Source organism: Mesorhizobium sp. 2RAF21 (assembly GCF_052115345.1).
GTDB classification, from domain to species: Bacteria; Pseudomonadota; Alphaproteobacteria; order Rhizobiales; family Rhizobiaceae; genus Mesorhizobium; species Mesorhizobium terrae.
On record NZ_JBFRGM010000017.1, the window covers coordinates 38,242 to 50,719 of the forward strand.

The 12,478-nt window shown below is 64.8% G+C and carries 10 protein-coding genes; 7 read left to right on the forward strand and 3 right to left on the reverse strand.

What is annotated here, in order from left to right:
• Positions 1-233: 233 nt before the first annotated feature.
• Positions 234-455, forward strand: a complete 222-nt coding sequence (locus AB4136_RS24885) for an endonuclease domain-containing protein (protein ID WP_307419008.1) — start codon at positions 234-236, stop codon at positions 453-455.
• Positions 456-586: 131 nt separating this feature from the next.
• Here the strand turns inward: AB4136_RS24885 and AB4136_RS24890 are convergent, their stop codons facing one another.
• From AB4136_RS24890 to AB4136_RS24900, 3 genes are all read right to left on the reverse strand, one after another.
• Positions 587-1,756, reverse strand: a complete 1,170-nt coding sequence (locus AB4136_RS24890; RefSeq protein ID WP_024926104.1) for a trans-sulfuration enzyme family protein — start codon at positions 1,754-1,756, stop codon at positions 587-589.
• The gene (locus AB4136_RS24895) at positions 1,753-3,141 is read right to left on the reverse strand and encodes a pyridoxal-phosphate dependent enzyme (RefSeq protein WP_036254931.1); all 1,389 of its coding nucleotides are present in this window, start codon (positions 3,139-3,141) and stop codon (positions 1,753-1,755) included. The genes AB4136_RS24890 and AB4136_RS24895 overlap by 4 nt, the downstream gene beginning before the upstream one ends.
• 620 nt (positions 3,142-3,761) lie before the next feature.
• Positions 3,762-4,517, reverse strand: a complete 756-nt coding sequence (locus AB4136_RS24900) for an MBL fold metallo-hydrolase (protein ID WP_024926102.1) — start codon at positions 4,515-4,517, stop codon at positions 3,762-3,764.
• 632 nt (positions 4,518-5,149) lie between these two features.
• Between AB4136_RS24900 and AB4136_RS24905 the strand changes: the two genes are divergently transcribed.
• The 6 genes from AB4136_RS24905 to AB4136_RS24930 are packed head-to-tail and all read left to right on the forward strand — an operon-like array spanning position 5,150 to position 12,393.
• On the forward strand, positions 5,150-5,941 hold the full coding sequence (locus AB4136_RS24905) for a cyclase family protein (RefSeq protein WP_024926101.1): 792 nt from the start codon (positions 5,150-5,152) through the stop codon (positions 5,939-5,941).
• Positions 5,942-5,956: 15 nt separating this feature from the next.
• A complete protein-coding gene (locus tag AB4136_RS24910) occupies positions 5,957-7,525 on the forward strand; it encodes a phytoene desaturase family protein (protein WP_024926100.1) in 1,569 nt (522 codons plus the stop codon).
• Positions 7,522-8,007, forward strand: coding sequence for a MarR family winged helix-turn-helix transcriptional regulator (locus AB4136_RS24915; RefSeq protein ID WP_024926099.1), 486 nt, complete (start codon positions 7,522-7,524; stop codon positions 8,005-8,007). Before AB4136_RS24910 ends, AB4136_RS24915 begins: the two co-directional genes overlap by 4 nt.
• 56 nt (positions 8,008-8,063) lie before the next feature.
• Positions 8,064-8,660: a VOC family protein gene (locus AB4136_RS24920; RefSeq protein ID WP_024926098.1), complete on the forward strand. Its 597-nt coding sequence runs from the start codon at positions 8,064-8,066 to the stop codon at positions 8,658-8,660.
• A gap of 11 nt (positions 8,661-8,671) precedes the next feature.
• On the forward strand, positions 8,672-10,825 hold the full coding sequence (locus tag AB4136_RS24925; protein WP_137901126.1) for an indolepyruvate ferredoxin oxidoreductase subunit alpha: 2,154 nt from the start codon (positions 8,672-8,674) through the stop codon (positions 10,823-10,825).
• Positions 10,822-12,393, forward strand: a complete 1,572-nt coding sequence (locus AB4136_RS24930) for an indolepyruvate oxidoreductase subunit beta family protein (protein ID WP_024926096.1) — start codon at positions 10,822-10,824, stop codon at positions 12,391-12,393. Before AB4136_RS24925 ends, AB4136_RS24930 begins: the two co-directional genes overlap by 4 nt.
• Positions 12,394-12,478: the final 85 nt, after the last annotated feature.

Consider the following 12,478-nt stretch of genomic DNA (forward strand, 5'->3'; position numbering starts at 1 on the left):
CGCCTCTATCTCCCCCCTTGCGGGGGAGAAAGCGATTTCAGCATCTTAGCGAGCACGCCCGCAGGGCGGCACAGTCTAAGTGCTAGAAATCGCAAGAGAGGGGATTTGTCGGCAATGCGCCAGCCAGTCAGACCGTCACATCGCGGCTTTGCCCGCTCTATGCGCGCCGACGCGACCATGCTTTGCAGGCTTTGCGCAACCGCCAACTCAACGGCTTGAAGTTCAAGCGACAGGTGCCGCTCGACGGCTATATTCTCGACTTCGCCTGTTTCGAGGCCAGGCTGATCATCGAGGTCGATGGCAGTCAGCATGCAGATTCACAAGGTGATGTCGCTCGCGATCGGCATTTCGAGATGCGAGGATTCCGCATCCTACGTTTCTGGAACGAGGAGGTGGAGAGGAACCTCGACGCGGTCTGCGAGGCGATCTTGCTGGCTGCCGACGGTCGCGGCTGAACATCCCCTTTCTTGCGATTTCTAGCACTTAGTTGCGCCACCCTGCGGGCGTGCTCGCTAAGACGCTGAAATCGCTTTCTCCCCCACGAGGGGGAGATAGAGGCGCGTTCGCTCACCCGTCTCCGGGCTCGTTACACCCCTAGCGCCTGCGTCAGATCGGCAATCAAATCATCCGCGTCCTCGATGCCGGCCGAAAGCCGGACCAGCGAATCCGAGATGCCGATTTCGGCGCGCTTCTCGGCCGGGATCGAGCCATGTGTCATCAGCGCCGGGTGCTCGATCAGGCTCTCCACCCCGCCCAGGCTCTCGGCCAGCGCGAACAGCCGCGTGTGTTCCAAAAAGCGCTTGGTGCCGGCGAGGTCGCGGTCGAGTTCCACCGTGATCATGCCGCCGAAGGCGCTCATCTGCGCCTTGGCGATTGCGTGCTGCGGGTGGCTTTCGAGGCCGGGATAGATGACGCGGCGCACATCGGAGCGCGCCTCCAGCCAGCGCGCGATCTTCAGCCCGTTGGCCGAATGCCGCTCCATGCGCAGCGCCAGCGTCTTCAGGCCGCGCAGCGCCAGGAAGCTGTCGAATGGCCCGGAAATGGCGCCCACCGCGTTCTGCAGGAATTTCAGCTGGTCGCGCAGTTCGGTGTTCTCGCCAACCACGACGACCCCGCCGACCATATCGGAATGGCCGTTGAGATATTTGGTCACCGAATGCACGACGAGATCGATGCCGAGCTCCAGCGGCCGCTGGATATAGGGGCTGCAGAAAGTGTTGTCGGCCACCGCGATCAGCCCCTTCCTGCGGGCGAGAGCGGCGACGGCGGCAAGGTCGACCACGCGCAGCAGCGGGTTGGTCGGCGTCTCCACCCACAGCATCTTCGTCTCCGGCCGGATCGCCGCTTCCACGGCGGCCAGGTCGGTGAAATCGACGAAGCTCACCTTCAGCCCGGCCGAGCGCTTGCGCACCCGCTCCAACAGGCGGAACGTGCCGCCATAAATGTCGTCGGTGGCCACGATATGGGCGCCGGAGTCCAGCAGTTCGAAGATGTTGGCGATCGCCGCCAGCCCCGACGCATAGGCGAATGCCGCCGTGCCGCTTTCCAGATCCGCCACCGCGCGCTCGAAGGCGAAGCGGGTCGGGTTCTGGCTGCGGGCATATTCGAAACCCTTGTGCACGCCGGGCGACTGCTGCGCATAGGTCGAGGTGGCGTAGATCGGCACCATGACGGCGCCGGTCGTCGGGTCGTGGCTCTGCCCGCCATGGATGGTGCGGGTGGAAAAGGCAAGCCGGTTGCGGCCCTGTATGGTCATCGGTTGCGCCTCAGATGGTTGATGAGATCGATGCGGGTGATGAGGCCGACGAATTCGTCATTGTCGAAGACGATGGCCACCTCGTTGCGGTCGAAGACGGGCAACAGCGCATCCAGCGTCTGGCTGGCCTGCAGCGTGTGCAGTTCGGCGCTCATCGCGCTGTGCACCGGCTGGTCGAAACGTTGCCAGCGGCCGTCATAGGGGCCGTCGACCTGGGTGAGTATGTCGCTTTCGTCGATGATGCCGACCAGCCGGCCTTCGTCCAGCACCGGCAATTGCGAGACGTCGCCGCGCCGCATGCGGCCATAGGCGGTCAAAAGCGTGTCATCCGGCCCGACGAACACCGTGCCGCCCTCGCGGTGCGAGCGGGCGACAAGGTCGGAGAGGTCGCCATGCTGCTCGCGTTCGGCCAGGCCCTGTTCGGCCAGCCAGAAATCGTCGAACACCTTGGACAGATATTTGTTGCCGCTGTCGCACACGAAGGTGACGACGCGTTTGGCGGTCTTCTGCTCGCGGCAATAGCGCAGCGCCGCCGACAACAGCGTGCCGGAAGACGAGCCGGCCAGGATGCCTTCCTTGGACAAGAGGTCGCGCACCGCCAGCATCGAATGCCGGTCGGAAATCGAATAGGCCTTCTTCACCAGCGAAAGATCGCAGTTCGGCGGCACGAAATCCTCGCCGATGCCTTCCACCGTCCAGCTGCCGGCCTCGATCATCTCGCCGGTCTTGACCAGCGGCGCCAGCACCGAGCCGACCGGGTCGGCCAGCACCATTTCGGTCTTGGGCGAGACCCCGGCGAAGAAGCGGCCGAGGCCGGTCAGCGTGCCGCCGGAGCCGACACCCACCACCACCGCATCGACATCGCCATCCAGCTGGCGCCAGATTTCCGGGCCGGTGGTGATCTCATGCGCCAGCGGGTTGGCCGGGTTGGAGAACTGGTTGGCATAGAAGGCGCCGGGAATCTCGGCGGCCAGCTTTTCGGCCATGTCCTGGTAATATTCGGGATGGCCCTTGCCGACGTCGGAGCGGGTCAGCCGCACCTCGGCGCCGAGTGCCCTGAGATGCTGCACCTTCTCGCGCGACATCTTGTCGGGCACGATCAGGATGATGCGGTAGCCGCGCGGAATGCCGACCTGCGCCAGCCCCAGCCCGGTGTTGCCGGCGGTGGCCTCGATAATGACGCCGCCGGGTTTCAGCCGTCCGTCGCGCTCTGCCTGGTCGATCATCGAGCGGGCGATGCGGTCCTTGATCGAGCCGCCGGGGTTCTGGCTCTCCAGCTTGATGAAGAGGCGGCACTTGCCGGTGTCGAACTTCTTCAGTTCCACCACCGGCGTCTCGCCGATCAGGTCCAACACCGAGGCGACCGGCGGCTGCAGCCGCTTCATCGCCTCGACCGGTTCTGCCTGCACTTTCGTGTTCATCGGGGGGCTCCCTCTCGGGGTCGCCGGATCGCTGTCCGGCATGCGTCCTGATCGCAGAAGCGACCGCTCTTTGTCGAAGGAAGAAATTTCCTTTGAAAGGCGATCAGTAGAATGTCGTTTCAGTTCTCCGGAATTGATCTGCCTTGTCGCCGTCTCCTGCCTGCGCATGAGAATGGTTTTCGCCGGTCGTGTCCATTCAATATGGTGCGCCGGTGGCGTCGGGGAAGTGGGGGAGGCCAATTGCACCATGGAGATCAAGGCGAGCGCGGCGCGCCTTCCTTCTCCCCTTGCGGGAGAAGGTGGATCGGCGCGCAGCGCCGAGACGGATGAGGGGTGTTGGACGGAGCGCTGCTTTGCGAATGTACGGCGGTGTCGATAGGGGATGCTGATTTTGAAACGTCTCGTTTCTTCCAGCACCCCTCATCCGACCTCGCCCAAGGCGGCTGCGCCGCCAGGGCTCGGCCACCTTCTCCCACAGGGGGAGAAGGGGAGGCGAGTTGTCGCCGTCAGCGCGAGTTTCAGCCCCGAGCCATGCTTCCCAACGGGTTGAGGGCTTACCCGGAATGAGGGCGTCAGAACATCCCTCAGCCTTTATCGACCCGCACCGTCTCGCCATCGGCCGGGACCAGCAACCGTTCCGGGCCGATGCCAGCCGCGTCGGCGGTTCTGCGCAGCGTTGCGCGGTCCACCGTTGCGTGGTCGAGCGCTTCCATATGCACGGCAATCACCTTGGCCTGCGGCGCCGAACGCGCCACCTCGACGGTCTGGCTATCGTCCATCACGATCAGCTCGCCGTCCCAGCGCGCGCCGCAGGAATGGGTGACGATGATGTCGGGCCTCGTCCTGGCGATGGTCTCAACCACCGGCGGATAAAGCACCGTGTCGCCGGCCCAGTAGAGTGACGGCTCGCCGGCCGCTTCCAGCGAAAAGCCGATCACCTGCCCCATCTTCTCCACCACCGGCCCCAGCCCGTGGCTGCCGTCGCGGCGGGTCAGCCTGATGCCGTTCCAGGTGAGTTCCGAGGTGAGCGGCGTGACGTCCTTGAAACCGAAGCCACGGATCTTGTCCTCGTCGCCGGGCTGGCAGATCAGCGGCAGGTCTTTTGGGATCACCGCCTGCGCCACCGTGTCGAAATGGTCGGCGTGCAGATGCGAGACGATCAGCAACTCGACGCCGTCGAGGATGTCGTCGACGCTGGCCGGCAGGTCGACCATCGGGTTGGGCGAACGACCGGTAAAGGAAGGCCGGCTGTGCTTGGCGCCAAGGTCGGGGTCGACCAGCAGCGTCCTGCCGGCGACCTCGATCTTCAGCGCGGCGTTTCGGAAGAGACGAATTTTCATGATGTCCTCGGCTGGGTCTGGGGCGTCGGCCTTGCCGAACGGGTCGGCTTTACCGAACAGCTTGGCTTGGCAAAACAGGTCGGCGGGCGGAAGGCGATTCCGGCATCTTAACCGCGCGTGTCGTCATGGCGAGGACCAGCGATAGGGCCAGCAACGCGGCATGGATGTTTCTTCGTGAAAACCGGCGGGACGTTAAGAAGTCGAGGGCCATTTTGAGGGCAGATCGCGGCCTGTGAATAAAAACAGGGGCCTCGCAGACGCCGTTTCCCGCGAAGCCTTGATGGCGCGTGCCAAAATTTTTTGACTCCGGCGCCGCCACCAGCTTCGTGTTCACATCGCGCGGTCGCCGGCGCGCCGGACGACTGCGGCGATCCGGTTCGCCACGGGACGGGCGCCGCCGGAAAAATACATGCAAACACATGTTTTCACGCGGGTTTCCGATTGGCGGGCGCCGCCACGAAGCTACCGCATCGCAGCAAAAGCAGCCTGCGAGGCCAATTATTTTAGCCTTAAAATGATATTTGCAAACGCATTTAAACTGCGCTAGCCTCCCCTTGGGAGAGCCGGTCTGGGCGCGATTGTCGAGCAACCGGTCGAGAAGATCAAGAATACGCAATCAGGAGGAACCGTCCATGACCGCAGCCGCCGCGCTCGCCAATTTCGCCGAGCTTTTGTTGAGTGGAAAGATCGAGGTCGTCGATCTCTCGGCCCCGCTCGGGCCCGACACGCCCTTGCTCAAGCTGCCGCCGGAATTCGCCGTCGACACGCCCAAGATCGAGATTCACACCATCTCCGAATACGACAAGAACGGCCCGTTCTGGGCCTGGAACTGGCTGAAGATCGGCGAGCATTCGGGCACCCATTTCGACGCCCCGCACCACTGGATCACCGGCAAGGAATATTCGGACGGCTATACCGACACCATCTCGGTGCAGAACTATGTCGCGCCAGTCAATGTCATTGATTGTGCAGCGGAATCCACCGCCAACAACGACTATCTGCTCACCGCCGACGCCATCAGGGCCTGGGAAGCCAAGCACGGCGCCATCGGCAAGGGTGAGTGGGTGGTGATGCGTTCCGACTGGGACAAGCGCAACGGTTCGGAGGCCGCCTTCCTGAATGCCGACGCCAATGGCCCGCATTCGCCGGGACCGACGGTCGACGCCATCGAATACATCATCGAGCGCGGCGCCATCGGCTGGGGCACGCAGTGCATCGGCACCGACGCCGGTGCCGCCGGCGGCATGAACCCGCCATACCCGGCGCACAATCTGATGCACAAGGCCAACCGCTACGGCCTCGCCAGCCTGTGCAATCTCGACAAGTTGCCCGCCAAGGGCGCGATCCTGATCGCCGCGCCGCTCAAGATCGTCAAGGGCACCGGCAGCCCCGTGCGTGCCATGGCCCTGGTGCCGAAGGGCTGATTGTAGAGGCCGATCATCGTGGCTTACGATCACGTCATCATCGGCAGCGGCATCAACGGCCTCGTGGCGGCGGCGATGCTGTCGAAACAGGGCGCGCGGGTGCTGCTTCTGGAGCGCGAGCAGCGCCTCGGCGGCTGCATGTTCAGCACCGAGGCGACGCTTCCGGGCTTCACGCATGACGTGATGGCGGCCACGTTCGTTCTGTTCCTGACCGGGCCGGCTCACGCTGCGCTCGGGCAGGACCTTGCCCGCCACGGCCTGGAATTCTGCCACACGCCGCATCCGACGGCGGCGCTGCGTCCCGACGGATCGAGCGTGGTGTTGACCACCGACCGCGCCGCCAATGTGAAGGCTTTCAATGCGCTTTCGTCCGGCGACGGCGACCGCCATGCCGTCGATGTCGGTTCGATCGAGGCCAGCGCCGAACTGCTGTTCGGCTTGCTCGGCGGACAACTGTGGAGCTTCGCCACGGCGAAGCTTCTGGCGCGCGAGGCGTGGCGGCGCGGGTTGCGTGGGCTGGTCGACTATTTCGGCGGGGCCCTGGCGCCGGCACGCGGCTGGCTGGAAACAAACTACAAGTCGCCGCGGATACAGGCCCTGCACGCGCCGTGGGCCCTGCATTGCGGGCTCTCTCCGGAAGACACCTATTCCGCCCAGATGGGCAAGGTCATCGCCTTTGCCCTGGAGGCGGCTGGCGCGCCTATCGTCAAGGGCGGTGCCGGCAAGGCGGTCGAGGCGTTCCGCGCGCTGATCGAGGAACAGGGTGGCGTGATCCGGACCGGTGCGGATGTCGAGCGCATCCTGGTTCGCGGCGGCAAGGCTGCCGGCGTTCGGCTGGCCGGCGGAGAGGAAATCGATGCCTCGAAATCCGTCATCGCTTCCGTCGCGCCGAGCCAGCTCTATGGGCGCCTGCTCGATACCGATGCTCCATCTCCGGCAAAGGATGCGACACGCGCCTACCGTCATGGCCGCGGCAATTTTCAACTGCACTATGCGCTGGATCGTGCGCCGCGCTGGCGGACCGAGGGTCTGGAAAAGGTCGCGCTCATCCATCTCACCGACGGCATCGACGCGGTTTCCAAATCGCACAACGAGGCGACCCGCAGCCTGCTACCGGCAACGCCGACCATGTGTGTCGGGCAACCGGCTTCGCTCGATCCGTCGCGCTGCCCGGAAGGCAAGGCGATCCTGTGGATCCAGGTTCCGGATGCGCCGCGCGCCATCAAGGGCGATGCGGCCGGGCAGATCGCCACGCAAGGCACATGGGACGAGGCGACGCGCGAGGCCTTCGCCGACCGCCTCGAGGCGATCCTGGCTAATCATATCGAAGGTTTCCGCGAAACCGTGCTGGCGCGACGCGCCTATTCGCCGGCCGATCTCGAAGCGATGAACATCAATTTGGTCGGCGGCGATCCCTATGGCGGCGCTTGCACGATCGACCAATTCTTCGTGTGGCGGCCGTTCGCCGGTTCGGTCAATCACCGCAGCGCGATCAAATCGCTGTATCATATCGGGGCCTCGACGCATCCGGGCCCTGGTCTCGGTGGTGGATCGGGTTTCCTCGTGACCAAGGAGTTCCGGTGAACGAACGCACGACCATCAGCGACGACGTCGACGGCCCGCGCCTCGGCGAAATCGGGTTGCAGCAATTCGCGCCCTACCTGATGAACCGCATCATGGGCCGCTACAACGCTTCGCTGCGCGAGGATCTGGCCAAGCTCGGCCTGACCACGCCGAAGATGCGCGCGCTGGCCGTATTGTCGGTGATCGACAATCTGGTGATCGGCAGGCTTGCGGTCTACGCGGTGGTCGAACAATCGACATTGAGCCGTGCGCTGGATGCGCTCGAGGCCGACGGGCTGGTCCGCCGCACCGTCGATCCCGAAGACAGCCGCGCCACGCGCATCTCCATCACCGAAGCCGGCCGTGCCGCCTTCGAGACGCTGTGGCCGACCATGCGCCACTCCTACAACCATATGTTCGCCGGCATCGACGCGGCCGAGCAGGCAGCCTTCGTGGCGACCCTGCAGAAGATGCTGGTGAATGTGCGCAAGCACGAATTCTAGGCGCGGCAAACCGGAAACGGCCGTTGCTGGCGCGTGGCTTCAACAAGGGGAACGACATGGGCAAACAATTACTGATCGCCGTTTTGCTGGCTTCTGCCGCTTGCGTAACGAATGCTGCCGCCGAGCCGATGCCGGGGGTTCGCGGCATCAACCACATCGGTCTCACCGTGCCGGACATAAAGGCGGCCGAGGCCTTCTTCGTCGACGTGATGGGATGCCAGAAGGCGATGAGCTTCGGCCCCTTCCGCGACGACAAGGGCGAATTCATGAAGGACCTGGTCGATGTCGACCCGCGCGCGGTGATCAACCAGATCACGCTGCTGCGCTGCGCGTCAGGTTCGAACATCGAGCTGTTCGACTACAGCGCACCCGACAAGAAGGAGGTGCGGCCACGCAATTCCGACGATGGCGGACACCACATCGCCTTCTACGTCGACGACATCGACGCTGCCGCGAAGTATCTGGCCGCCAAGGGCATTCGCACGCTGAAGGGGCCGCTGCCCGTCAATGACGGCCCCGCGGCAGGCCAGTCGATACTTTACTTCTTCGCGCCGTGGGGACTGCAACTCGAGGCCATCTCGTTTCCGAAGGGCATGGCCTACGAGAAGAATGGCGGCCCGGTGTTGTGGTCGAACACGGACCCGGCCAAGTAGAGGTTACCCCAATGGCAGAGCGCTCATTCGCCAAGGAAGTCCAGAAACTCAAACTGGGCGGCGGCGAGGAATTCACCGGCGAGGGGATTCTCGCCATCACCAAGGCGCTGCTGCAGTGCGGCGTCGGTTATGTCGGCGGCTATCAGGGCGCGCCGATCAGCCATCTGATGGATGTGCTGGCCGACGCGCAGGAAATCCTCGGCGAACTCGGCGTGCATTTCGAGGCGAGCGCCTCGGAAGCCACCGCGACCGCCATGCTGGCGGCCTCGGTGCATTATCCGATCCGCGGTGCCGCCACTTTCAAGTCGACGGTCGGCACCAATGTCGCGTCGGACGCGCTGGCCAATCTGGCCTCTGGCGGCGTTACCGGCGGCGCGCTGATCATCGTCGGCGAAGACTATGGCGAAGGCTCCTCCATCATGCAGGAGCGCAGCCACGCCTTCGCCATGAAGAGCCAGGTCTGGCTGCTCGATCCGCGCCCGAACCTGCCGTCCATCGTCGCGGCGGTGGAACATGGTTTCGAACTGTCGGAAGCCTCCAACACGCCGGTCATGCTGCAGGTGCGCATCCGCTGCTGCCACGTGCATGGTTCCTTCACGGCTAAGGACAATGTCCGGCCCGCCATGACGGTCGCCGACGCGCTGGACAATCCGCGCCGCGACACCCAGCGCATCGTGCTGCCGCCAGCCTCTTTCCTGCATGAGAAGGAAAAGATCTCCAAACGCCTGCCGGCGGCGATCGACTACATCAAGCGCCACAGGTTGAACGAGACTTTTGGCGGTTCCGGCAAAGTCGGCATCGTCATGCAGGGCGGCATGTACAACGGTGTCATCCGCGCGCTGCAGCGGCTCGGCCTCGCCGACGTCTATGGCGAGACGGAAGTGCCGCTGCATGTGCTCAACGTCACCTATCCGCTGGTCGAGGACGACCTCACCGCCTTCTGCGCCGACAAGGACGCGGTGCTGATCGTCGAGGAGGGCCAGCCCGACTATATCGAGCAGGCGCTGGGCTCGATGCTCTACAAGGCCGGCGCCACGGTGAAGCTGGAAGGCAAGGGTGTTTTGCCGATGGCCGGCGAATATTCCGGCGACGTCATGTTGTCGGGCATCGGTGCCTTCATGCGCAAGCACGCCGGCGACATGCTGGCGCCGGAAATCCGCGCGCCCAACGTGCCGGCGCCGCCGATCTTCGACGATCTCGCCAAGACAGTGCCGATGCGCCCGCCGGGCTTCTGCATCGGCTGTCCCGAGCGGCCGATCTTCGCCGCCACCAAGCTTGCCGAGCAGGAGCTTGGCAAGCATCACATCGCCTCCGACATCGGCTGCCACCTGTTCTCGATCATGCCGCCTTTCGAATTGGGGGCAACGACGATGGGTTATGGTCTGGGGCCCGCTTCGGCGTCGGCCTTCAATTCGCCCGACGCCAAGCGCCGCTCCATCTCCTTCGTCGGCGACGGCGGCTTCTGGCACAATGGCCTGACGTCTTCGATCGGCAATGCCGTGTTCAACAAGAACGACGGCGTCATCGTGGTGGTGGACAATTATTATTCGGCGGCGACCGGCGGGCAGGACATCCTGTCGTCACGCGCCTCCAACCGCACGAAGTCGACCAAGCATCCGATCACCGATGCCATCAAGGGCATGGGCGTGAAATGGGTGCGTCACATCGAGCGCACCTACGATGTCGGCGCCATGCGCGAGGCGCTGAAGGAGGCACTGACGACGGAGGAGAAGGGACCGAAGGTCATCGTCGCCTCGTCCGAATGCATGCTCAATCGCCAGCGCCGCGAGGCGCCGCTGAAGAAAAAGGCGATCGCCGACGGCAAGCGCATGGTCAAGACCAAATTCGGCGTCGACGAAGACGTCTGCACCGGCGATCACGCCTGCATGCGCCTGTCCGGCTGTCCGTCGCTGACGGTCAAGCATCTCGACGATCCGCTGCGCGACGACCCGGTGGCGGCGATCGACGAGAATTGCGTCGGCTGCGGCAATTGCGGCGAGGTGGCGGACGCCGCTGTGCTCTGCCCGTCCTTCTATCAGGCTGACGTGGTTTCGAACCCGACCGGCTGGGACCGCTTCTGGTTCGGTCTGCGCCAGCGCGTCATCGCGGCGCTGCAAGGCTGGCGCGAGCGCAGGCGGCCCGTCTTCGGAGATGTCTCGGCATGAAATTCGGTTTGCCGGAAGGTCCGGATACCACCGGCCGTATCGTCAAGATCTGCATCCTCGCCGTGGGCGGGCAGGGCGGCGGTGTGCTCTCTGGCTGGGTGACTGACGTTGCCCAGCGTTCGGGCTGGCATGTGCAATCGACCTCGGTGGCCGGCGTCGCCCAGCGCACCGGCGCCACCATCTATTATGTCGAGATGCTGCCGCGCGATCCGGCGCGGCCCAACGACCGTCCGGTGCTGTCGCTCAGCCCGTCGCCGGGCGACGTCGATATTCTGATCGCCGCCGAGCTTGCCGAGGCGGGCCGGGCTGTGCTGCGCGGCTTCGTAACGCCTGACCGCACCGCCTTGATCGCCTCCAGCCACCGCATGCTGGCAGTGTCGGAAAAGATCGTGCCGGGCGATGGTCGTGCCGATTCCGACACGGTGTCGCGTCGCGCCGGCGAGGCCGCCAGGCGGCTGATCCATTTCGACATGGAAGAGATGGCCAAGAAAGCCGGCAGCGTTGTTTCGGCGAGCCTGTTCGGGGCGCTGGCAGGCTCGGGTGAACTGCCATTCTCCCGCGAGGCCTTCGAGGCGACGATCCGGGCCGGCGGCAAGGGCACCGAGGCAAGCCTGGCCGCCTTCGCGCTCGGCTACGACCGCGCCACCGGCGTCGAAGCGCCGGTTGCCGCGACTGGCGCGAAACCGAAGCAAGCCGAAGGCACCGCTCTGCCCAAGTCTCTGGAGCGGGGATGGCAGGCCTTGTCCGCGCGCGCCGCGGCGTTGCCGCAGCCCGTTCGTGAAATGGCGGAACCCGGCCTGCGCAAGGTGGTCGATTTCCTCGACCTTGCCTATGGCGATGAATATCTTGATCGGCTTGAAGGCATCGTAGCCGTCGACACCGAGGCCGACGGCTACGCGTTTGCGCGGGAAGCGGCGAAATACGTTGCCAACGCCATGGTCTATGACGACATCATTCGCGTCGCCGACCTGAAGACCCGGTCGGAGCGCTCGCGGCGCGTACGCGACGAGGTGCATCTGCGCAAAAACCAGACGCTTGCCACCACCGAATATTTCCACCCGCGCATGGAGGAAATCTGCGGCGCGTTGCCCGCCGGCCTCGGCGCCGCCATCGAGGCGCGGCCAAGGCTGATGAAGGCGCTGAACCGCTTCGTCGACCGTGGCCGGCGCATCCGCACCGACAGCGTCTTCGGTTTCGGCATGTTGTGGACGGTTGCCGGCATGCGCCGCTGGCGGCGCGGACTGTTGAGGCACAGGGTCGAGACCACGCATATGCAGGCATGGCTCAATGTCGCCGAGACCGAGCGCAGCGGCGACTACGCGCTGGGCGTCGAGGTGCTGAAATGCCGGCGGCTGGTGAAGGGCTATTCCGACACGCATGCGCGCGGCCAGTCCAAGTTCGACAAGGTGCTGGCCTGCCTGCCCATGTTGCGCGGGCGCACCGACGCCGCCGACTGGATCAGGCGGTTGCGCGAAGCGGCCTTGGCCGACGCCGACGGCGTGGCGCTCGACGGCGCCATCAGGACGGTGCGGTCCTTCGCCGACGATCCCGGCAAGCTGGCGGGCTGATCGCCATCGAGGCCGACCTGATTGACGGACCGGGCAGTTACTTTATGCTTTGATCATCGCGGATGGAGTCGAGGCCATCCGCTGG